The organism is Halomonas sp. I5-271120 (assembly GCF_030553075.1).
GTDB lineage: Bacteria > Pseudomonadota > Gammaproteobacteria > Pseudomonadales > Halomonadaceae > Onishia > Onishia taeanensis_A.
Genome location: NZ_CP130701.1, coordinates 1,554,180 through 1,576,161 on the forward strand (window position 1 = coordinate 1,554,180; position 21,982 = coordinate 1,576,161).

Below are 21,982 nucleotides of genomic sequence, written 5' to 3' on the forward strand. Positions count from 1 at the left end.
TGGTCTCAATGCTGGCCCGGGGCCTTCTTGTCAGCGGACGATTTAGCCGCCTTGTCGTCACTCGGGGTTGCTTCGTCGGCCGGCGACTCATCCAGCGCCTCAGGGGCAACCTCTGCGGCTTCGGCCGCCAGCGGCGTTTTGGTAGACGCCGAGGTATCGCGTTCGATGGCGGCCTCCAGCGCTGCGACCTGTTTCTCCAGCGATTCGACCCGCGAGCGGGTGCGCTGCAGTACATCCATCAGGATGTCGAAGTCCTCGCGGGTCACCAGTTCCATGCGATCGAAGGCGCTGCGCACTACCTGTTGAACGCTGCGCTGCAGCTCCTCGGGGGCATGGGAGGCGCCCTGCAGGCGCTCGCCGAGCTGCTGGGCCAGACGGCTGATACGATCGTTCGTCACCATGGGTCGCACTCCTGTCGGTCAATGTCGATGGCTTTTTACAGGATACGCAAGGCACGGCGATCACGCATGCACTCTACGTCCCCTCCAGCACTTCACTCTCTTGGTGCACCGCCCCGCTGAGCGTTCAATGCACCCTGCAAGCGCACCGTCGGGAGGCATTGGCACCAAATTAGTGCGCAAATACATGCTGCATTGCGAAGTCATTTCTTCTTAGACTCACAACAACCTCACATCTTTCTGATTTACTTGAATTAAATCGGGATTGGCACGCTATGCGCTAAGCCTTAGTTACGCATCACCAAGAAAGCGAAAGCACGCCAACGACAACCCCTTCCAGTGGGAGACACGGAATGAAACTCATCACTGCCATCATCAAGCCGTTCAAGCTCGACGATGTCCGCGAGGCGCTGGCCGACAACGGCGTCCAGGGCATCACGGTGACCGAGGTCAAGGGCTTCGGCCGCCAGAAGGGCCATACCGAGCTCTATCGCGGCGCCGAATACGTCGTCGACTTCCTGCCCAAGGTCAAGGTCGAGATCGCCGTCGATGATTCACGTCTTGAAAGCGTTCTCGAGGCCATTCGCAACGCCGCCAATAGCGGCAAGATTGGCGATGGCAAGCTGTTCGTCACCCCACTGGAGGATGTGATCCGCATCCGTACCGGCGAGCGTGGTGCCGACGCGGTCTGATCCGCAGCGACCCGACGCAGGGCCCTTTACATAACAACCTAACCCTATAACGCGAGTACCACCGTCAGCGTCACAACGACACAAGGCAGCGCTGGCCCAGGAGAGTACCCTATGATCGAACTTTCAGAGCTGACTTACGCGCTCGATACCTTCTACTTCCTCATCTGCGGCGTGCTGGTGATGTGGATGGCCGCTGGCTTCGCGATGCTTGAAGCCGGCCTGGTCCGTTCCAAGAACACCGCCGAAATCCTGACCAAGAACGTGGTCCTGTTCGCGATCGCCTGCACCATGTACCTGGTGGTCGGCTACTACATCATGTATTCCAGCAGCGCCGGCGGTTTCCTGCCGAACCTGGGCTTCCTGATCGGTAGCGAAAACACCCTGGACGCCATCACCGCAGGCGGTGACGACGCGCCCTACTACTCCATGCGTTCCGACTTCTTCTTCCAAGTGGTGTTCGTGGCAACCGCCATGTCCATCGTCTCGGGTGCCGTCGCCGAGCGCATGAAGCTGTGGGCCTTCCTGGCCTTCGCTGTGGTCATGACCGGCTTCATCTATCCGGTGTCCGGCTACTGGACCTGGGGCGGCGGCTGGCTTTCCGAGGTCGGTTACTCCGACTACGCCGGTTCCGGCATCGTGCACCTGGCCGGTGCTGCGGCAGCACTCGCTGGCGTGATCGTACTGGGACCGCGTAAGGGCAAATACGGCAAGGACGGCTCTATCTACGCCATCCCCGGTGCCAACCTGCCGCTGGCGACCCTGGGTACCTTTATCCTGTGGATGGGCTGGTTCGGCTTTAACGGCGGCTCTGAGCTGAAGCTGTCCGACGCCACTTCCGCCAACAACGTGGCTCAGGTGTTCGTCAACACCAACGCCGCGGCGGCTGGCGGCGTGATCGCTGCTCTGATCCTGGCCAAGCTGTGGTTCCGCAAGGCCGACCTGACCATGGCACTGAACGGCGCCCTCGCTGGCCTGGTGGCCATCACCGCCGATCCGCTGTCGCCCTCCGCGCTGGGCTCCGCCTTCATCGGTGCCATCGGCGGCCTGATCGTGGTGGTATCCATCGTCAGCCTCGACAAACTGAAGCTCGATGACCCGGTCGGCGCCATTTCAGTGCACGGTGTGGTCGGCATCTGGGGCGTCCTGGCCGTGCCGCTGTCCAACGACGGTGCCTCCTTCGGTGCTCAGATCATTGGCATCGCCGGCATCTTCGCCTGGGTCTTCCTGGCAAGCCTGGTGGTGTGGCTGATCCTCAAGGCCATCATGGGTGTACGAGTCAGCGAAGAAGAAGAATACGAAGGCGTCGACCTGGCCGAGTGTGGCCTGGAAGCCTACCCCGAGTTTTACGTCGCCAAGAAGTGAGGCGACACACCGAGTGAGCTGGCGTGCTCCCCTGGCCCCCTAACGGGGGCCTTTTTTATTCCCGCTCGGTGCGGTGTATGCTTGAGGGCATGTTCGCGGGATATGCCGCGTCGCGCCCCGCACCGGGAATCACGACGCTCCCGTACCAACGAATACAAGGAGAATGACCATGAAGCTGGTGACCGCCATCATCAAGCCGTTCAAGCTCGACGACGTACGGGAAGCGCTTTCCGAGATCGGCGTGCAGGGCATTACCGTCACCGAGGTCAAAGGCTTCGGCCGCCAGAAAGGCCACACCGAGCTGTACCGTGGCGCCGAGTACGTGGTCGACTTCCTGCCCAAGGTGAAGCTCGAAGTGGCGGTAGACGACGCCATGGCCGAGCAGGTGATCGATTCCATCACCCAGGTGGCCAACACCGGTAAGATCGGCGATGGCAAGATCTTCATCTCGCCGCTGGAGCAGGTCATTCGTATCCGTACCGGCGAGACCGACAAGGACGCGGTCTAAGCTCGAAGCTCGAAGCTCGAAGCTCGAAGCTCGAAGCTCGAAGCTCGAAGCTCGAAGCTCGAAGCTCGAAGCTCGAAGCTCGAAGCTCGAAGCTCGAAGCTCGAAGCTCGAAGCTCGAAGCTCGAAGCTCGAAGCTCGAAGCCAGCATAAACAGCACCGCCCCCAGACGCATGCGCCTGGGGGCGGTTTTTTTCCAGCTTCAAGCTTATGGCTTACAGCTCCCGACGAAGCCCGGGCTCCGGCTTATTTCTCAACGAAAGCACGCTCGATCACGTAGTCGCCGGGCTCGCCCAGACGCGGAGAGATCTTGAAGCCCAGATCGTCGAGCAGGGCGCTGGACTCGTCCAGCATCGCCGGGCTGCCGCAGATCATGGCGCGGTCCTGCTTGGGGTCGAGCGGCGGCAGACCGGTATCTTCGGCGAGCTTGCCGCTGCGGATATGGTCGGTCAGGCGGCCCTGGGTATGGAACGCCTCGCGGGTCACCGTGGGGTAGTAGACCAGCTTCTCGGCGATCTCTTCGCCCAGGTACTCGTGTGCAGGCAGCTCCTTGGTGATGAAGTCGGCGTAGGCCAGTTCACTGACGGTACGTACGCCGTGGATCAGCACGATCTTCTCGAAGCGCTCGTACACCTCCGGGTCCTGGATCAGGCTCATGAAGGGTGCAAGGCCGGTACCGGTGGACAGCAGGTAGAGGTTGCGGCCAGGCAGCAGATCATCGGTGACCAGGGTGCCGGTAGGCTTGCGGCTGACCATGATCTGATCGCCGACCTCAAGGTGCTGCAGGCGCGAGGTCAGCGGGCCGTCGGGCACCTTGATGCTGAAGAACTCGAGGTGATCCTCGTAGTTGGGGCTGGCGATGGAATAGGCACGCATCAGCGGTTTGCCTTCGACCTCAAGACCGATCATCACGAACTGGCCGTTCTTGAAGCGCAGGCTACGCTCGCGGGTGGTCTTGAAACTGAACAGGGTATCGTTCCAGTGATGGACGCTTAAGACTTCTTCCAGGGCAAACTTGCTCACGACCGACTCCTTATATGCTCAAGACGAGTATTCCAAAAACGAATAACATCGCCGGAAAGATCAATGAGTGAAGTCTAAGCATCGGCCACCTATCTGTTAAATGGTTTATATGGATAACACTTATCTATAATGCCGATATTAACTCAGCGGAGTGTGACCATGCGCTATACCCTGCGCCAGCTCGAAGTCTTCGTCGCCGTCGCCCAGCACGAGAGCGTATCCCGCGCTGCCCGGGAGCTGGCGCTGTCCCAGTCGGCCGCCAGCACCGCGCTCTCCGAGCTCGAGCGCCAGTTCGACTGCCAGCTGCTCGACCGGATCGGCAAGCGGCTGAAGCTCAACGCCCTGGGCTTTCAACTGCTGCCCAAGGCTGTAGCGCTGCTCGACCGCGGCGAGGAAATCGAGGAACTGCTGCGCGGCCAGCGGGGCATCGGCTCGCTGGACGTCGGCGCCACCCTGACCATCGGCAACTATCTAGCGACGCTTCTGATCAGCGACTTCCTCAAGGCACATCCGGACAGCCGGGTACGCCTGCAGGTGGGCAACACCCGCAGCATCATCGAGCGGGTGGCCCAGCATGAGCTGGATCTGGGACTGATCGAGGGCGACTGCCAGAACGAGGCGCTAGTCATGCAGCCCTGGGTGGAGGATGAGCTGGTGGTGTTCTGTGCGCCCCATCATCCCCTGGCGGGAAGCGACGCGCTGGACATCGGTCATCTGCTGCGCGAGGACTGGATCATGCGCGAGCGAGGCTCGGGCACCCGCCTGACGCTTGAGCATGCGGCCCGCCATCGCCGCGGGCGCTTCAACATTCTGCTGGAGCTCGAGCACACCGAGGGCATCAAGCGGGCGGTGGAGTCAGGACTTGGCATCGGCTGCGTGTCGCGCCTGGCGCTGCGCGATGCCTTCAGGCGGGGCAGCCTGGTGGAACTTTCCACCCCCGAGCTCGACCTGCGCCGCCAGTTTTCCTTCATCTGGCACCGCCACAAGTACCTGACCACCGGCATGCGCGAATACCTGAAGCTGTGTCGACAGATGACGGCAGGCATCCAGCGCAGCGACGAAATTCCGCTGCCCCTGACGCCCTGAGCCCCTGCAACCCGCCCCCGATCAGCGACGCGCTAATCGCCAGGGCATCACACGACGCTCTGGCGATAGGGTCCCGTTCGAAGAGTAACAACCAGGTCTTAGACCGGCATGTCCGGGTCAGCCGCGCGTCACGCTCTCGGGCGAGGCCAGCGCCGGCCGTTCAGCGACCTCGCGCAAGGTGAAGCCAGAGACCACCTGACTCAGCCGGTCCGACTCGTTTTTCAACTGCTCGGCGGCCGTGGTCGATTCCTCGACCAGGGCGGCGTTCTGCTGGGTCATGCGATCGAGCTCCGAGACCGCCACGTTGACCTGGCCGATGCCGTCGCTCTGCTCGCCAGTGGCGGCGGTGATCTCGCCCAGCACGTCGGCGACGCGTGCCACGCTTTGCACGATCTCTTCCATGGTCTCGCCGGCGACCCGCACCTGGGCAGCGCCCTCCTCGGTACGCACAGTGGAGGTCTCGATCAGGCCCTTGATCTGCTTGGCGGCATCGGCCGAGCGACTCGCCAGCTTTCGCACCTCGCCCGCCACCACCGCGAAGCCGCGGCCCTGTTCGCCGGCACGCGCCGCCTCCACCGAGGCGTTCAACGCCAGCAGGTTGGTCTGGAAGGCGATGCCGTCCATCACGTTGACGATCTCGCTGATCTGCGCCGAGGAGTCACGAATGCCCTGCATGGTGTCGACTACCTTGCTGACCGCTTCGCCGCCGCGGCGCGCGACCGCAGAGGCCGATTCGGCCAGGCCATTGGCCTGACGCGAGGACTCGGCGGTGTGCTCGACGGTGCTGGTGATCTCCTCCATCGAGGCCGACGTCTGCTGCAGGCTGGAGGCAGTATTCTCGGTGCGCCGGGAGAGATCCTGGCCGCCGTCAGCGATTTCGGTGGCGGCAATCCGCACCGATTCGCTGCTAGCGCGCACGTCGAGCAGGACATCGTTCATCTTGTCGACGAAGGCATTGAACTGGGTGGCAAGCTCGGCGGTTTCATTGCGCCCCCGCACCGGTAAGCGAGCGGTCAGATCACCTTCGCCGGAAGCGATGTCACCCATTCTTGCCGCGAGCTGGCGAAGCGGCCGGGCGATGCTGCCGCCGACCAGGTAGCTGGCCAACAGACCCAGCAGGGCGATCACCAGTCCCATCAGGGCCATACCGATCAGATCCGCCTGACGCTGCTCGGCGAGCTGGCCGCGCAGGTCGGTGAGTCCTGCCATCACCGCCTGCTCGGGCAGGCGAATCGACAGCACCCAGGTCTCATCGGTCCCGCCAATGGTGAAGGGCCAGGTCAGCTCGAAGCGCTCACGCTCGGCGTTATAGGCATATTGCTTGCCGCCTTGCTGAGCAGCATCGAGTTCACCGACCAGGGTCTCGTCGAGCACTTCCTTTGCGGCCTGCCCAAGCTTGCTCGGATGGTCGGTAGTGCCAACCATCAGCCCTCGCGACGCCATCAGCGCCATGCTGCCAGCGCCGTCATACAGCTCGGCATTGGCCTTGACCAGCCAGTCCTGAATGAAGTCGACGCTCAGATCGACCCCGGCCACGCCGCGGAAGTCGCCATCGACCATGACCGGCGCGTTGAAGGAGGTCACCAGGATGTTTTGGCCGTTGTAGTCATAATATTTAGGGTCGATGATGCACGTGTTTTCGGTCTCCCGAGGGCACAGGTAGTACTCGCCATTGCGCAAGCCCTGGTTGTCGCGCTCTTCGTTTTCCATATCACCTAGCGGGAACACTTCGATCTTGCCCTCGCCGTTGCGATACCACCAGGGCATGAAGCGCCCGCTGCCGTCATAGCCCTCATCGGTCTTGCCGGCGAAGACGGCATCGTTGCCAAAGGCATTCGGCTCCCAGCCGATGAAGGCATCCAGCAGGTCGGCGTTCTCGGCCACCAGGTTGCGCGTCAGGTTGGAGAGCTCGTGGCGGCCAAGGGTCAGGCGCGCCTGGCCGTCTTGGTCGCGCTGGCCCATCAGAGCGTTGGTGTCGGCCAGTTGCTCGGCCAGCAGCAGTGCCTGCTCGAGCCGGCGCTGGATATCCTGACTGCGGGCTTCGGCCAGCGCCTGCAGACGTTCACGGGCGCTGTCACGCAACAGCTCGCTGGTGCGCGCTTCGACTAGGGCCTGCGAGCGGGAGTTGGCCAGCATGGCATAGCTCACCAAGGCGGCGACCACGATCAGGATACAGGCCCCCACCAGCAGGGTGACGAAGGACCGCAAGGACTTGAAATGCATCAGTGTTTCTCTCTTCAAGGGAAAAGGCAGCGGTTCAACGCATCAGGCTAACCGCGGCATGGCCTGACGGCTGTCGGCCTGGGCCTGCTCGCTCAGGGTGAAGCCGGCTACCGCCTCGGTGAGGCGGTCCGCCTGGTCCTTCAACTGCTCGGCGGCGGTGGTCGATTCCTCGACCAGGGCGGCGTTCTGCTGGGTCATGCGATCAAGCTCCGACACCGCCACGTTGACCTGGCCGATGCCGTCGCTCTGCTCGCCGGTGGCGGCGGTGATCTCGCCCAGCACATCGGTGACCCGAGCCACACTTTGCACGATCTCCTCCATGGTCTCGCCGGCGACCCGCACCTGGGCAGCGCCCTCTTCGGTGCGGGCGCTGGAGGTATCGATCAGGCCCTTGATCTGCTTGGCGGCATCAGCGCTACGCCCGGCCAGCTGGCGTACTTCGCCGGCCACCACCGCGAAACCGCGACCATCTTCGCCTGCTCTGGCGGCCTCGACCGAGGCGTTCAGCGCCAGCAGGTTGGTCTGGAAGGCGATGCCGTCCATCAGCGTGACAATCTCGCTGATCTGCGCCGAGGAATCGCGAATGCCCTGCATGGTGTCGACTACCTTGCCGACCGCTTCGCCGCCGCGGCGAGCGACCACGGACGCCGATTCGGCCAGGCCATTGGCCTGACGCGAGGACTCGGCGGTGTGTTCGACGGTGCTGGTGATCTCTTCCATCGAGGCCGAAGTCTGTTGCAGGCTCGAGGCCGCATTCTCGGTACGCCGCGAGAGATCCTGACCGCCGGTCGAGATTTCGGTGGCGGCGACCCGCACCGATTCGCTGCTCTGGCGGATGGTCACCATCACCGCCTCCATCTTGCCGACGAAGCGGTTGAAGGCAGCGGCGATCTGCGCCGCTTCATCGCGGCCCTGCTCCGGCAGGCGCCGGGTCAGGTCGCCCTCGCCGCTGGCAATGTCCTCAAGGGCATCCCGGGCACGCTCCAGGCCGGCGAGAGTGCGCTTGAGCCACAGGCTGAGCAGCAGGGCCGTGACGGCGATGATAATCACCAGCGTGATCAACGAGGACTCGAGAATGGCGCGCAGGCCGGCGGTGGCCTCATCCTCATCCAACACCACCCCGAGTTCCCAGTCAGTGCCGTCAATCGGCGCAACGGCGAGTCGCTTGGCCCTATCGTCGACGCGAAGAGGCTCCCAGGTGGCGTCCTGGCGCCCCAGCCGCGCGATGAACTCTGGGGTCAGACCATCACTGACCACCGTCAGCGGCTGCTGGGTCAGCTCAGCGTCGGGGTGGGCGATCAGCGTCTCACCATCGACGCTCAGGAAGGCGAAACTCGACGGCGTCGGATGGATCGCCGCCACTTCGGCGATCAAGTCATCGATCACCACGTCGCCGCCGATGACCCCGGCAAGGCGACCGTCTTTGTGGACCGGGGTGGCGAAAGACACCACCTGCTGACCGCTGACCGCATCGACGAAGGGACGCGAAATGATGGTCTCGCCCCGCTCGACGGCATCGCGATACCAACCGCGAGTGGTCGAATCGAAATCGCCGGGGGCATCCCAGCCGTCAGAGGTCATGATGCTGCCGTCGGGGCGGCCGATATAGGCGGATAGAAAGCCGCCGGACTCCGCCAACTGGATCAGGGCAGTACGCGGGTCATCGCCCATCACCGGGTCACGGGCGGCTTCCATCATGTCGGCACGAGCACTGGTCCATTCCTCGATGGCCCGGGCATTACCATTGGCCACCGCATCGAGCTGTTGGCCGATCTGCTCTTCGTTGTGAGTCTGCACGGTCAAATAGCTGACCGAAACGTTGATGACCAGAGCCAGAGCGACCACCACCAAGGTGACCACCAGGATGCGCAGGCGAAGGGACGACAGCATTAAATAAGTCTCACTATTCAGAAAAAGGCGGGCGAAGGCAGGCCTCTATGACATGCCGTTAGCAGCCACCTATCGGCATCAACGGACACGACTTTAGGTGCAGCCCGCACGCCAGGCTCATGAGGGTTCGTGACGAAGTGAACACACGCCGACCGAGGTCACGGGATTGAAGGGACAAAGGCGGGTAGGAGGCGATAACGTGCACTGCCCCGGCCATGGCTGGCCGAGGCAGTGAACTCCTCAATATTCGAGAGGGGAAAGAGCAAAGTCGCGCCCAGGGGTCAGGCGTAGTCGAGGCTAGCGCGGCGCGGCGCCTCTCCACCGGCATTGTCGAGCTGAGGCAGGGCCCCGCGCTGTTCTGCCTGGGCCTGCTCGCTCAGGGTGAAGCCGGCTACCGCCTCGGTGAGGCGGTCCGCCTGGTCCTTCAACTGCTCGGCGGCGGTGGTCGACTCCTCGACCAGGGCGGCGTTCTGCTGGGTCATGCGATCAAGCTCCGACACCGCCACGTTGACCTGGCCGATGCCGTCGCTCTGTTCGCCGGTGGCGGCGGTGATCTCGCCCAGCACGTCGGTGACCCGTGTCACACTTTGCACGATCTCCTCCATGGTCTCGCCGGCGGCCCGCACCTGGGCAGCACCCTCTTCGGTGCGAGCGCTGGAGGTGTCGATCAGGCCCTTGATCTGCTTGGCGGCATCAGCACTGCGCCCGGCCAGCTGGCGTACTTCGCCAGCCACCACCGCGAAACCGCGGCCCTGTTCGCCGGCACGCGCGGCCTCCACCGAGGCGTTCAGCGCCAGCAGGTTGGTCTGGAAGGCGATGCCGTCCATCACGCTTACGATCTCGCTGATCTGCGCCGAGGAATCCCGAATGCCCTGCATGGTATCGACTACCTTGCCGACCGCTTCGCCGCCGCGGCGAGCGACCACGGACGCCGATTCGGCCAGGCCATTGGCCTGACGCGAGGATTCGGCGGTGTGTTCGACGGTGCTGGTGATCTCTTCCATCGAGGCCGAGGTCTGTTGCAGGCTCGAGGCCGCATTCTCGGTACGCCGCGAGAGATCCTGACCGCCGGTCGAGATCTCGGTGGCAGCGACCCGCACCGATTCGCTGCTCTGACGGATGGTCACCATCACTGCCTCCATCTTGCCGACGAAGCGGTTGAAGGCGGCGGCGATCTGCGCCACTTCATCGCGACCCTGCTCCGGCAGGCGCCGGGTCAGGTCGCCCTCGCCGCTGGCAATGTCCTCAAGGGCATCCCGAGCACGCTCCAGGCCGGCGAGAGTCCGCTTGAGCCACAGGCCGAGCAACAGGGCAGTGACGGCGATGATAATCACCAGCGTAATCAACGAGGACTCGAGAATGGCGCGCAGGCCGGCGGTGGCCTCATCCTCGTCCAACACCACCCCGAGCTCCCAGTCGCTGCCGGCGATAGGAGTCACGGACAGCCGCTTGCCGGCACCGTCGATGGCGAAATGCTTCCAGTTATCCTCGGTATTGCCCAGACGCGAGATAGTGGACGGCGTCAGTTGCTCGCTAAGTCGGGTCAGAGGCTTGAGGGTCAGATCGGCATTGGGATGGGCTATCAGCGTCTCGCCGCCGCTGCTCAAGAAGGCAAAGCTTGATGGCGTCGGCTGGATACCATTGACCTGGGCGATCAGCTTGTCGATCACCACATCACCACCGATCACGCCATACAAGCGCCCGCCACGCTCGACCGGTGTGGCGAAGGTGACCACCATCCGGCTGCTGTTGGCATCCACATAGGGCATCGAAACGATGGTCTTGTCCTGCTCGGTAGCCGAGAGATACCAGCCGCGCTGTCGCGGATCGTAATCGTCTGGCGGCACCCAGCCATCTGAGGTGGTCAGAGAGCCATCCGGCTTGCCGAGATAGGTCGACAGGAAACCACCGGACTCGGCCAGCTGGACCAGCGCCGGCACGGGGGTATCACCCTTGACCGGCTCACGGGCCGCTTCGACCATACTGGTGCGAGCGGCGATCCACTCTTCGATCGCCATGGCATTGCCGGTAGCAATGGATCCCAGCTGATCGGCAACCTGCTGTTGATCATGAGACTTGACGGTCAGGTAACTGACGGTCGCATTGATCACCAGTGCCAAAGCGATGACCGCCAGGGTGATGATCAGTATGCGCTTGCGCAAGGAGGAAAACATGGGGCGCCCTTAATGAGTAAAACATTGTGTTGTTCGACGACAAACATCTGACTTGAAAGATGTTTGATACGACGTCCTATCGGCGAGGGCACCCATTTCTTGAGCCGCCGATAGGTCATGCTGCCTGCGCTGAGCGTTGCCTGTGCCGAGCGTTGCTAGCGCATATCGCTGACTGCCTCCTGAATGGTCTCGAGACTGGCCTTCGACAGATCCTTGGCCAGGCTGTGAATCACCCGATGTGCGGTCGGACCATCGAGCTTGTCGCGCAGCTGGCCGAGAAAGCGTGGCGGGGCCACCAGGATCAATTTGTCGAGATCGTTCTCGATTCGCGCCCGGTATAGGCGTTCGGCGACTTCCTTGGCGAAGCGCTCGGCGTGGTGCTGGGTCGCCACATCCTCGCCTCCCGAGGCACTAGCAGCTGTCGTCGACGACTGGTGAACGTCTCCTCCGTTGTCGGTGACAAGGTCCCCCTCATGCAGACGCCCCTCGGCATGTAGCAAGCTGTCGTGCTCGACCAGCGTGAGGGCATCCCGGGTAAAGACACGCGCCCGGGCGGCGTCAGCGACCAGAATATAGGTTGTCATAGCAGTTCCTCGGTTGAGTGAAACGCATCACTCCAGCACCTGCGTTCCTATACTGGAGATTGGCAAGCACCCGAGAGGGCGTCAACTGCGTGTCGTCGCCCAGCGGCGACAGGATGCGCACCGAGGGCGCTGTGCTAAAATCCCCGCCGCCAGGAAGGCACCCTGACCCGTAAATGCGGTCAGGCCCCGCCCCACTTTCGTCACTGGAGACGCTCTCGATGCGCAATCTGTTGCTGATGCGCCGCCCCATGCCGCGCGGCCTGCTGGTCTTGCTACACCTGCTGAGCCAGCTCGGGATGCTAGCGACCGGCGGGCTCTGGACGCGCGAGGCACTGGCGCCGCTTGCCACCACGCCGCTGTCGGGCCAATGGCCGACGCTGGCGCTGGGCGTTGGCGCGACCCTGGCCGCCTGCCTGCTGGTGCGCATGCTGTTCGAACTGCTGATGACGCCCCACCATGTGCAGGCCATGATCGCCCTCCAGCAACTGCCTTTCACGCGCTCCACTCGCCGACGCCCGGCGGTCCACGACGAGGACGACAGCTGGGCAGGCGAGGCGCGCCAGGTCAATCCTACCGCTGCCATGCCCGTACCCTCACAGCCCGAACCGTTCTCCGCCGCCCCCGAAGCTGCGGCTGCCGCACAGCCAGTAGCCGGCACGCCGTGGCCCCGTGAACCGCAGCTCGACCTCGCCGCGGCCCCCTGGATAGACAGCTACGCGCCCCCGGCCGGGCCGCGCTTATAGGTAGTAGGAAAGTCGCCGAGGCATCACCATCAAACGGGCACGCTCACCCGTGGCTGGACGGCCATGGGAGCAGGATGTCCCCATGGGTCACGAGCCACTGGTGGACTCGCGGGGGGCGGACGGAATCCAGGCAATCATGTCGACCTCAACGTCGGCGCCACCGGCCAGGCCAGTCACCCCAATGCACGTCCGCGTGGGCAGGGGCGCAGGAAAGTAGCTGGCGTAGACCGCGTTGACCTCTTCGAAGTGCCCCATGTTGGTGATAAACACCCGTGACTGAACCACATATTCGAAGTCACTGCCCACGGCGTCGAGAATGATCGCCAGGTTTTGCATCACGCGATGGGTCTGCTCGGTAAAGGTGCCGAGCAGCATCTCGTTCGTTTCCGGGACCGTCGGCATCTGCCCCGTGATGAAGACCAGATCACCGACCCGACAGGCATGGGAAAAGGGCGCGATCGGCTGGGGCGCACGATCGATGTAAAGCTTTTCAATCATCAAGGAAGCTCCCATGGCACAGCCGGCATGCCGGCTGTGCATGATGCGACTCAGTGGCCAAGAATCTGACTCAGGAACAGCTGGGTCCGCTCGGACTGGGGGTCGTTGAAGAACGGCTCCGGGGCGTTCTCCTCGATGATCTGCCCCTGGTCCATGAAGATTACCCGGTCGGCGACCGTCTTGGCGAAGCCCATCTCGTGGGTCACGCAGAGCATGGTCATGCCCTCTTCGGCGAGCTCCACCATGACGTCGAGCACTTCCTTGATCATCTCGGGGTCCAGCGCCGAGGTCGGCTCATCGAACAGCATCACCTCCGGATGCATGCACAGCGAGCGGGCAATCGCCACGCGCTGCTGCTGACCGCCGGAGAGCTGGCCCGGGAACTTGTGCGCCTGCTCGGCGATACGTACCCGCTCGAGATACTTCATGGCCAGGGCCTCGGCCTCGCGGCGCGGCTTCTTCTGCACCCAGATCGGCGCCAGGCTGCAGTTCTCGAGCACCGAGAGGTGCGGGAAGAGATTGAAGTGCTGGAACACCATGCCGACGTGGTGGCGGATCTGTTCGATGCGCTTGACGTCCTGAGTCATGGGAATGCCGCCCACAACAATCTCGCCCTGCTGGTGTTCCTCGAGATGATTGATGCAGCGGATCAGCGTCGATTTACCGGAGCCCGAGGGTCCGCAGATGACGATGCGCTCGCCGCGCTGGACAGTCAGGTCGATGTCGCGCAGCACGTGGAAGTCGCCGTACCACTTGTTCAGGCCGCGCATCTCGATCATGGGGGTGTCGTCGGCCTTGGCCGTTTGTGACGTCATACCGATATCCTTGTTCTTGTGGGCGACCGCCCGCCGAACAGACGGTCGCCGGCTGCGCCTGTGCGCGTCTAGTGGCCGGTGTGCAGCTTGCGTTCCAGGTACTGGCTGTAGCGGGACATGCCGAAGCAGAAGATCCAGAACACAAACGCAACGAAGACATAACCTTCAATCGAGAAGCCCAACCAATCGGCGTCGGCGAGTGCCGCCTGCACGATCGCCAGCAGGTCGAACAGGCCGATGATCAGCACCAGCGAGGTATCCTTGAACAGGGCGATGAAAGTATTGACGATGCCGGGGATCATCATCTTCAGCGCCTGGGGCAGCACGATCAGGCCCATGCGCTTCCAGTAGCCCATACCCAGCGCCGCAGCCGCTTCTTCCTGGCCCCTGGGAATCGCCTGCAGACCACCCCGCACCACCTCTGCCATGTAGGCACTCTGGAACAGGGTGATGCCGATCAGCGCCCGCACCAGCTTGTCCATGTCCACCTCGGTGGGTACGAACAGCGGCAGCATCACCGAGGCCATGAATAGCACCGTGATCAAGGGCACGCCGCGCCAGAACTCGATGAACACCACCGAGATACTCTTCACGATCGGCATCTTCGACTGGCGCCCCAGCGCCAGCACGACGCCGATCGGCAGCGCCGCAACGATCCCCACTACCGCCAGCACCAGGGTCAGCATCAGGCCACCCCAGCGATGCGTCGGCACCGCCGGCATGCCGAACGAGCCGCCGTGCAGCAGGTAGAAGGCCACGACCGGGAAGACCACCAGAGTCACCACCGCGGCCAGCTTCTTGGCCGGCAGGCGGGGCAGTGCCAGCCAGCCAATCAGCAGAGCAAACAGCACAAAGGTGAGATTGACCCGCCAGCGCAGTTCACTGGGATAGAAACCGTAGATGAACTGCTCGAAGCGAGCCGAGATGAACACCCAGCAGGCACCGCCGGAGTTGCAGGCCTCGCGGCTGGTGCCGAGCCAGTCGGCATTGATGATGGCCCACTGGATCAGCGGCGTGAGCCCCGCGATCAGCGCCCAGATCGCCAGCAGCGAGAACACGCTGTTGATGGGCCCCTGAAAGAGGTTGCTGCGCAGCCAGGCGATGGGGCCCACGCCGCGTTTGGGAGCGGGGCGGGCATCCACCGGCGTCGTATTTAAGGTCAGTTTGCTCACTTATCGCTCCACCAGCGCCATGCGCGCGTTGAACCAGTTCATGAACATCGACACCAGAAGACTCAGCGTCAGATAGACCGCCATGGTCATCATGATCACCTCGATAGCCTGGCCGGTCTGGTTGAGCGTGGTACCGGCGAACACGGACACCAGGTCCGGGTAGCCGATGGCAGTGGCCAGCGACGAGTTCTTGATCAGGTTGAGGTACTGACTGGTCAGCGGCGGGATGATCACCCGCATTGCCTGGGGAATCACCACCAGCCGCAGGGTCATGCCACCGGAGAGTGACAGCGCCCGGGCCGCTTCGGTCTGGCCGTGAGAGACGGCCTGGATGCCTGAGCGCACGATCTCGGCGATAAAGGCACCGGTGTAGATCGACAGCGCCAGCCACAGCGCCAGAAGCTCCGGCAGCACGGTGATACCGCCCGAGAAGTTGAAGCCGCCAAGCTTGGGCAGATCCCAGGTCAGCGGCATGCCGCTGGCGACGAACACGAGGGCAGGCAGAGCGACAATCATCCCGGCACTGATCCATCCGGCAGGCAGCCGATCGCCGGTCGCTTCCTGGCGACGGCGGTTCCAGCGCACCAGCACGATGGCCGCGATGACGGCAACGGCAAGCGCCACCAGCGTCCACACGAATCCCGGTCCACCCACTGGCGCAGGTACCACCAAGCCACGGATGTTGAGGAACACGGCCTCACCGAGGCTCATGCTGTCGCGGGGCGACGGCAAGCTGCGCAGTACGGCGAAGTACCAGAAGAAGATCTGCAGCAGCAGCGGAATGTTGCGAAAGATCTCGACGTAGGCGCCAGCAATCCTGGCGATCAGCCAGTTGGGCGACAACCGCGCGATGCCCATCAGAAAACCGATGACAGTGGCCGCAAAGATGCCGAGGGCCGAGACCAGCAGGGTATTCAGCAAGCCGACCAGGAAGGTGCGGCCGTAGCTGCTCTGAGGCGTGTAGTCGATCAGACTCTGGACGATACCGAAGCCGGCGGTGTCATTAAGGAAGCCGAAACCGGTCGTAATCCCCCGAGCGTCCAGGTTCTCGAGAGTATTGTTGACGATGAAGCCAACCACCACAAACAGCGCGGCGAGCATCAGCGCCTGAAAGAGTAGCGCCCGCTTGGCGGGGTCACGCCAGAACGGTGGCGTCTCCCCGCGAGGAGGGGGCGAGGAAGGAGTAGTCATGGAAGGTCCTCTCCACTAGCGATGACACAACGACGGACCCCGCCCCTTGTGAGGGGCGGGGCCGGTGGAGAGCGTTAGCGAATCGGCGGAGCGTACTGGACGCCGCCTTCGGTCCACAGGGCGTTGATGCCACGCTCGATGTTGAGCGGTGAACCGGCACCAACGTTGCGGTCGAAGACCTCGCCGTAGTTACCGACCTGGCTGACGATGCTATAGGCCCAGTCGGCCGGCAGGCCCATGGCCTCGCCGAAGTTGCCTTCGCTGCCCATGAAGCGAGCGATGCCCGGCTTGTCGGAGTTCTTCAGCTCATCGGCATTTTCACTGCTGATACCCATCTCTTCGGCGTTGATCATCGCGAACAGGGTCCACTTGACGGCGTTGAACCACTGATCATCCCCCTGGCGAACCACCGGGCCCAGCGGCTCCTTGGAGATCACTTCCGGCAGCACCTTGGCGCCACTCGGATCGGCCAGCTTGATGCGCAGCGCGTTGAGCTGGGAGGTGTCGGAGGTCAGCACGTCGCAGCGACCGGCCTCGAAGCCACCGACGGTCTGGTCGGAGGTATCGAAGACCACCGGCTCAAAGCTCATGTCGTTGGCCTGGAAGTAGTCGGCCAGGTTGAGCTCGGTGGTGGTACCGGACTGCACGCAGAAGGCCGCACCGTCGAGCTGCTTGGCACTGTCCACGCCCAGCGATTCCTTGACCAGGAAGCCCTGACCGTCATAGAAGCTGGTGCCGGTGAAGTTGAGGCCCAGCGTGGTGTCGCGGGTCGCGGTCCAGGTGGTGTTGCGCGACAGCACGTCGATCTCGCCGGACTGCAGCGCGGTGAAGCGCTCCTTGGCGTTCAGCGGCACGAATTGCACCTTGGAGGCATCGCCGAATACCGCGGCGGCCACACCGTGACAGACGTCAACGTCGATGCCTTCCCAGTTGCCCTGATCATCGGGCGTGGAAAAGCCCGGCAGGCCGGTACTGACGCCGCAGACGACCTGGCCGCGCTCTTTCACAGCATCCATCGTCTCGCCGGCCTGGGCAGAGCCCGTCGCCAGCATGGCGGCCATAATGGCGGTCGCGGAACACAGCAGGGTTTTGTTGTTGTGCAACATGGTTATTCCCTTGGATTGGGTGAATTGTTGTTGTCATGCTCGTGGCACGTCGCCCGACAGTAGCAAAGCCAATTCGTGAGCGGTTAGATAGCACCGACAACCTTTCTTCAACGCAAGCGGCAGTGAGAACGCCTCCAAAGACGACCAAGAAAGATAAAAGAAATTTAAAAACAATAAATTAAAATCACCCAACAAAAGTCGTAGAACGTTGACTGACGCGAGGTGTTACCCAGATGTCAGTCACGCCGAGCTCAATGAGGCGGCTGGAAAACGCGACAGGAGGAACGGTCATGTGAGGAGACCGAAGCGAGGCGCCAAGACGTAAATAAAGAGGAGCGGAAGTGAAGGCGGGGCAGTGAAAGAGAAAAGCACCGGAGGGAAGTGAAAGGACAAGGGAGAAGTAAAAGGACCTTCACCGACACCGGCGCTGGGCCGGTGTCGGGTGTGACTCACTCCGCAAAGGCGCGGCGCATAAAGGGCGGCAGTGCCAGGGCACCGCGATGGGCCTCAGCGGTGTAGTAGTCCAAGGCCATATCGCTTGTCGCCGCGTCGGCCTCGCGAAACGCATTCACGTCGGCGCCCTTGCCGGCCAGGGTCACGCTCCACCAGCCCGACGGATAGACCGGCTGCGGGAACGGCAGCGTGGCGACACTCTCGAAGCCGGCGGCATGCATATCGCGACGCAGCTCGCGGATGATGCTGCCACTGTGATAGAGCGGCGACTCGCTCTGCTGCACCATCACCCCACCCTCGCGCAGCAGACGATGGCAGCGCTTCAGGAAATCGACCTTGAATAGCCCCTCGGCCGGGCCCACCGGATCGGTGGAATCGATGATCACCACATCGACGCTCTCGTCGTCGGCCTCATCCACCCACTTGACCCCGTCGGCAAACAGCAGTTCGGCGCGTGGGTCGCCATTGGATTCGGTCAGCGCCGGGAAGAAGCGCTCGGCGGCCTTGGTCACTTCCTCGTCGATATCGATCAGGGTGACATGCTCGACCCCCGGGTGTTTGAGCACCTCGCGCAGGGTGCCGCAATCGCCGCCGCCGATGATCACTACCCGTTTGGGCGCCGCGTGAGCGAACAGCGCCGGATGGGCGATCATCTCGTGATAGAGGAAGTTGTCGCGATCGCTGAGCATCACGCAGCCGTCGAGCACCATCAGGTTGCCATAGGTCTCGGTGGCATAGACCTCGAGGTGCTGATAGGCGCTGGTAACGTCCCACAACTTCTCGCGGACCTTCAACGAGAAAGCGCTGCCGTGGCTATCGAAGACTTCGGTGAACCAGCTGGTGTCGAGTGATTCGGTCATCATGGACTCTCAGAACAGGAAAAGGGGACTAGCTTTACGTGATGTCGCCTGGGCGACGGTTCCTCAAGCGCCGTCGCGCAGCAGGCACCGACGCAACAGGGCGAGCACGGCCAGACCGAGCAGCGCGCCGAGGGTGTTGGCCAGGATATCCCAGGGGTCGCCACCCATGCGCCCGGGCACCGGCAGTTGCGCGAATTCGATGGCGACCCCGTAGGCCACCACGCCGATGAAGGCCGGCCGCGTGCTGATGCCGGCGAGCCCTACCAGGCCCGCCAGCCCACCATAGCCAATGAAGTGGTTGGCCTTGTCCCAGGGCAGGCTGTCGGGCATTTCGTTGCCCGGGGCCAGGCTGCCGATGGCGATCACCAGCGCCGCCAGGACGGCGAGCCCCGCCCAGGCGTGCCGCCGTTCGTGCAGGCGAATGAGAAAGCCCACGGGCTCAGTCCGCCGTATGATAGGCCGGGCTCAGCTCGTGCAACGCGTCCATGAAAGCGCTGACGTGGCCAGGATCGGTGAACTGGCTGATGCCGTGGCCGAGGTTGAAGATATGTCCCGGGCCGCGGCCGTAGCTGTCGAGCACTCGCGCCACCTCGGCGCGGATCGCGCTGGGCTTGGCGAACAGCACATTGGGGTCCAGATTGCCCTGCAGAGCGACCCGATGACCGACCCGGCGACGGGCATCGGAAAGCTCGGTGCTCCAGTCCAGGCCCAGCGCATCGGCGCCGCTGGCGGCGATATGCTCGAGCCACTGGCCGCCGTTCTTGGTGAACAGGATCACCGGCACCCGGCGGCCCTCGTGGCTACGGATCAGGCCAGCGACGATCTGCTCCATGTAGCGCAGCGAGAATTCGAGGTAGGCCGGCGTCGACAGGCTGCCGCCCCAGGTATCGAAGATCTGCACGACCTGGGCACCGGCGCGGATCTGCGCATTGAGGTAGTCGGTGACCGACCGGGCCAGCACGTCGAGCAGCTGGTGCATGGTATCCGGCGTGTCATAGAGCATGGTCTTCACATGGCGGAAGTCCTTGCTCGAGGCGCCCTCGACCATATAGGTGGCGAGCGTCCAGGGGCTACCCGAAAAGCCGATCAGCGGCACGCGGCCGTTGAGCTCGCGGCGAATGGCGCTCACCGCATTCATCACATAGCCAAGATCCCGCTCGGCGTCCGGCGCCTTGAGGGCGGCTACCTCGGCCGGGGTACGCACCGGCTTTCGGAATTTAGGACCCTCGCCGGTCTCGAAGTAGAGCCCCAGGCCCATGGCATCGGGAATGGTCAGGATGTCGGAAAACAGGATGGCGGCATCCAGCGGAAAGCGCTCCAACGGCTGCAGCGTCACCTCACAGGCCCGGTCGGTATCCCGGCACAGGTCCATGAAGCTGCCGGCCTGACCCCGCAGCTCGCGATATTCCGGCAGGTAGCGACCGGCCTGGCGCATCATCCAGACCGGGGTGCGATCCACGGGCTCACGCGCCAGGGCGCGCAGGATACGATCGTTCTCGAGTTGCATGCGACGTCATCCACACAGAAATTTGCCGACATTGTACCGGATGCCAGGCCCCGAGGGACTAGCCCTGCGACTCGATGCCTCGATTCTCAGCCGCCTCGATCCGCAAGGATATCGTTTAATGGCGCGGCGATGCCGCCACCAGGTCATGAGCGTGCACGAGCCGTGAGCGTGCGCGGCGATGCTGGTAGACTTGGGGCATCGCGTGCCAAGCGCCGCCCCGTTTCATCGAGGTTTTTCGTGACGATCCGATTCATCGCCGCCTCCCGGCTGCCCACCCCCTGGGCCACTTTCACCATGCACGGCTTCGAGGACGAGGCCACCGGCAAGGATCATATCGCCCTGACGCTCGGCGACATCACCGATGGCGCCCCGGTGCTCGGGCGCGTGCACTCCGAGTGCCTGACCGGTGATGCGCTGTTCTCGATGCGCTGCGACTGCGGCTACCAGCTGCAGGAAGCGCTCAAGCGGATCGCCGCCGAAGGCCGCGGCGTGCTGCTCTACCTGCGCCAGGAAGGCCGTGGCATCGGCCTGCTCAACAAGATCCGGGCCTATCACCTTCAGGACGAAGGCGCCGATACCGTCGAGGCCAACGAGCGCCTGGGCTTTGGCGCCGACATGCGCCGCTATGGTCTGTGCGTGCCGATGCTCGATCACCTGGGCGTGTCCTCGCTTAGGCTGATGACCAACAACCCGCGCAAGGTCGAGGCCTTGACCCGCGACGGCGTCGAGGTGAGTGAACGTTTGCCCATCACCACCGGTCTTAATCCTCATAACGAGCAGTACCTGTCCACCAAGGCCGGCAAGCTGGGACACATGATGGCACTGGGCGATTTCACCCAGGCAGATGACGTGGACATAGAGCGCAAGTCCTGATCTACGCTCACGAACGACAGTCCTGAGCGATGTGGCGCGGCCCCGCCGCCCCGATTCAGCGACCTGCGCAGGCTCGACCGTTGGCTGAGAAAGCACGGAGAGAGAAAGCATGGTCGCGAACTCATCACCTACCCATGATCCGGCCTCGCCGGCAGACGCCGCTGACGGCTATACCCTGCTTGAGGAACTCCTGCATAGCGTGAGCCACGGTATCGGTGCCGTGCTCAGCATTGCGGGCATGACCGCGCTGATCGTGGCGGCAAGCCTTGCTCACGACGTCGACCCCTGGAAGCTGGTCGGCTTGAGCCTCTACGGCATTACCCTAGTCGGCCTCTACACCGCCTCGACCCTCTACCATAGCAGCCGCCACCCACGCCTCAAGCGGGCGCTGCAGATCGCCGACCACTGCGCCATCTATGCGCTGATCGCCGGCACCTACACGCCCTTCATGCTAGTGAACCTGCGCGACGGCCCCGGCTGGCTGATGCTTGCCGTGGTCTGGACCCTGGCGCTTGGCGGCATCGCCCTGAAGATTCTCAGGCCCCATCGGTTCACGGCCCTAAGGCTGATCATGTACCTGGCCATGGGCTGGCTAGCCGCCCTGGCGGCCGGCGATCTCGTCGCCACGCTCACGCCGACCAGTCTTGTACTGTTGATCAGTGGCGGAGTGATCTACACCCTCGGCGTGATCGTCTTCGTGCTCGAGACCATTCCCTACAATCACGCCATCTGGCATGGCTTCGTGCTGGCCGGCAGCGGCTGCCACTACGCCGCCATCTATACTGGCGTCCTGCCCTTTACCGGTTTCTAGCCCGCACCTGCCGGCA

21 protein-coding genes are annotated in these 21,982 nt (G+C 63.4%); 7 read left to right on the forward strand and 14 right to left on the reverse strand.

Features of this window, described 5'->3' with window-relative positions; all coding sequences use genetic code 11:
• Nucleotides 1-5 precede the first annotated feature (5 nt).
• Nucleotides 6-401: an accessory factor UbiK family protein gene (locus Q2K57_RS06900; RefSeq protein WP_304526432.1), complete on the reverse strand. Its 396-nt coding sequence runs from the start codon at nucleotides 399-401 to the stop codon at nucleotides 6-8.
• Nucleotides 402-751: 350 nt separating this feature from the next.
• On the opposite strand from Q2K57_RS06900, the gene Q2K57_RS06905 reads away from it, so the two are divergent.
• The 3 genes from Q2K57_RS06905 (at nucleotide 752) to glnK (ending at nucleotide 2,960) form a co-directional block, all read left to right on the forward strand.
• Entirely contained in the window at nucleotides 752-1,090 is a 339-nt protein-coding gene (locus tag Q2K57_RS06905; protein ID WP_092526622.1) for a P-II family nitrogen regulator, read from the forward strand.
• 111 nt (nucleotides 1,091-1,201) lie between these two features.
• On the forward strand, nucleotides 1,202-2,452 hold the full coding sequence (locus Q2K57_RS06910) for an ammonium transporter (protein ID WP_304526433.1): 1,251 nt from the start codon (nucleotides 1,202-1,204) through the stop codon (nucleotides 2,450-2,452).
• Between the two features lie 169 nt (nucleotides 2,453-2,621).
• The gene (gene glnK / locus Q2K57_RS06915; RefSeq protein WP_092526629.1) at nucleotides 2,622-2,960 is read left to right on the forward strand and encodes a P-II family nitrogen regulator; all 339 of its coding nucleotides are present in this window, start codon (nucleotides 2,622-2,624) and stop codon (nucleotides 2,958-2,960) included.
• Between the two features lie 243 nt (nucleotides 2,961-3,203).
• On the opposite strand, the gene Q2K57_RS06920 is transcribed toward glnK, so the two are convergent.
• Nucleotides 3,204-3,980, reverse strand: coding sequence for a ferredoxin--NADP reductase (locus Q2K57_RS06920; protein WP_304526434.1), 777 nt, complete (start codon nucleotides 3,978-3,980; stop codon nucleotides 3,204-3,206).
• Nucleotides 3,981-4,139: 159 nt separating this feature from the next.
• On the opposite strand from Q2K57_RS06920, the gene Q2K57_RS06925 reads away from it, so the two are divergent.
• Complete coding sequence (locus Q2K57_RS06925; protein WP_304526435.1) at nucleotides 4,140-5,066, forward strand: LysR family transcriptional regulator; 927 nt, start codon at nucleotides 4,140-4,142, stop codon at nucleotides 5,064-5,066.
• A 117-nt stretch (nucleotides 5,067-5,183) separates the two neighbouring features.
• Here Q2K57_RS06925 and Q2K57_RS06930 read toward each other — a convergent pair whose 3' ends face one another.
• The 4 genes from Q2K57_RS06930 to Q2K57_RS06945 all read right to left on the reverse strand — a co-directional run bounded on the left by Q2K57_RS06930 (nucleotide 5,184) and on the right by Q2K57_RS06945 (nucleotide 11,937).
• Nucleotides 5,184-7,289 (reverse strand): methyl-accepting chemotaxis protein, encoded by a 2,106-nt coding sequence (locus tag Q2K57_RS06930; RefSeq protein WP_304526436.1) that lies wholly within the window; start codon nucleotides 7,287-7,289, stop codon nucleotides 5,184-5,186.
• A gap of 42 nt (nucleotides 7,290-7,331) precedes the next feature.
• Nucleotides 7,332-9,179, reverse strand: coding sequence for a methyl-accepting chemotaxis protein (locus tag Q2K57_RS06935; protein ID WP_304526437.1), 1,848 nt, complete (start codon nucleotides 9,177-9,179; stop codon nucleotides 7,332-7,334).
• A 281-nt stretch (nucleotides 9,180-9,460) separates the two neighbouring features.
• The gene (locus Q2K57_RS06940) at nucleotides 9,461-11,353 is read right to left on the reverse strand and encodes a methyl-accepting chemotaxis protein (protein WP_304526438.1); all 1,893 of its coding nucleotides are present in this window, start codon (nucleotides 11,351-11,353) and stop codon (nucleotides 9,461-9,463) included.
• 155 nt (nucleotides 11,354-11,508) lie between these two features.
• Nucleotides 11,509-11,937, reverse strand: coding sequence for a host attachment protein (locus tag Q2K57_RS06945; protein WP_112055991.1), 429 nt, complete (start codon nucleotides 11,935-11,937; stop codon nucleotides 11,509-11,511).
• A gap of 218 nt (nucleotides 11,938-12,155) precedes the next feature.
• Between Q2K57_RS06945 and Q2K57_RS06950 the strand changes: the two genes are divergently transcribed.
• Nucleotides 12,156-12,680, forward strand: a complete 525-nt coding sequence (locus tag Q2K57_RS06950) for a hypothetical protein (RefSeq protein ID WP_304526439.1) — start codon at nucleotides 12,156-12,158, stop codon at nucleotides 12,678-12,680.
• Nucleotides 12,681-12,767: 87 nt separating this feature from the next.
• Here the strand turns inward: Q2K57_RS06950 and Q2K57_RS06955 are convergent, their stop codons facing one another.
• The 8 genes from Q2K57_RS06955 to hemE form a co-directional block, all read right to left on the reverse strand.
• On the reverse strand, nucleotides 12,768-13,178 hold the full coding sequence (locus Q2K57_RS06955; RefSeq protein WP_112056000.1) for a RidA family protein: 411 nt from the start codon (nucleotides 13,176-13,178) through the stop codon (nucleotides 12,768-12,770).
• Between the two features lie 50 nt (nucleotides 13,179-13,228).
• Complete coding sequence (locus tag Q2K57_RS06960) at nucleotides 13,229-13,957, reverse strand: amino acid ABC transporter ATP-binding protein (protein ID WP_112056001.1); 729 nt, start codon at nucleotides 13,955-13,957, stop codon at nucleotides 13,229-13,231.
• A 104-nt stretch (nucleotides 13,958-14,061) separates the two neighbouring features.
• A complete protein-coding gene (locus Q2K57_RS06965; RefSeq protein ID WP_304526662.1) occupies nucleotides 14,062-15,156 on the reverse strand; it encodes an amino acid ABC transporter permease in 1,095 nt (364 codons plus the stop codon).
• A gap of 9 nt (nucleotides 15,157-15,165) precedes the next feature.
• Nucleotides 15,166-16,356, reverse strand: coding sequence for an amino acid ABC transporter permease (locus Q2K57_RS06970; RefSeq protein WP_304526441.1), 1,191 nt, complete (start codon nucleotides 16,354-16,356; stop codon nucleotides 15,166-15,168).
• 74 nt (nucleotides 16,357-16,430) lie between these two features.
• Entirely contained in the window at nucleotides 16,431-17,462 is a 1,032-nt protein-coding gene (locus Q2K57_RS06975; RefSeq protein ID WP_304526442.1) for an amino acid ABC transporter substrate-binding protein, read from the reverse strand.
• Nucleotides 17,463-17,911: 449 nt separating this feature from the next.
• Entirely contained in the window at nucleotides 17,912-18,775 is an 864-nt protein-coding gene (speE, locus tag Q2K57_RS06980; RefSeq protein WP_304526663.1) for a polyamine aminopropyltransferase, read from the reverse strand.
• A 63-nt stretch (nucleotides 18,776-18,838) separates the two neighbouring features.
• Entirely contained in the window at nucleotides 18,839-19,210 is a 372-nt protein-coding gene (locus Q2K57_RS06985; protein ID WP_304526443.1) for a VanZ family protein, read from the reverse strand.
• A gap of 4 nt (nucleotides 19,211-19,214) precedes the next feature.
• The gene (hemE, locus tag Q2K57_RS06990) at nucleotides 19,215-20,282 is read right to left on the reverse strand and encodes a uroporphyrinogen decarboxylase (protein WP_304526444.1); all 1,068 of its coding nucleotides are present in this window, start codon (nucleotides 20,280-20,282) and stop codon (nucleotides 19,215-19,217) included.
• A 294-nt stretch (nucleotides 20,283-20,576) separates the two neighbouring features.
• Here hemE and ribA point away from each other — a divergent pair, with 294 nt between their 5' ends.
• Both ribA and Q2K57_RS07000 read left to right on the forward strand, forming a co-directional pair.
• On the forward strand, nucleotides 20,577-21,155 hold the full coding sequence (gene ribA, locus Q2K57_RS06995) for a GTP cyclohydrolase II (RefSeq protein WP_369700308.1): 579 nt from the start codon (nucleotides 20,577-20,579) through the stop codon (nucleotides 21,153-21,155).
• A gap of 109 nt (nucleotides 21,156-21,264) precedes the next feature.
• Complete coding sequence (locus tag Q2K57_RS07000) at nucleotides 21,265-21,966, forward strand: hemolysin III family protein (protein ID WP_304526445.1); 702 nt, start codon at nucleotides 21,265-21,267, stop codon at nucleotides 21,964-21,966.
• Nucleotides 21,967-21,982: the final 16 nt, after the last annotated feature.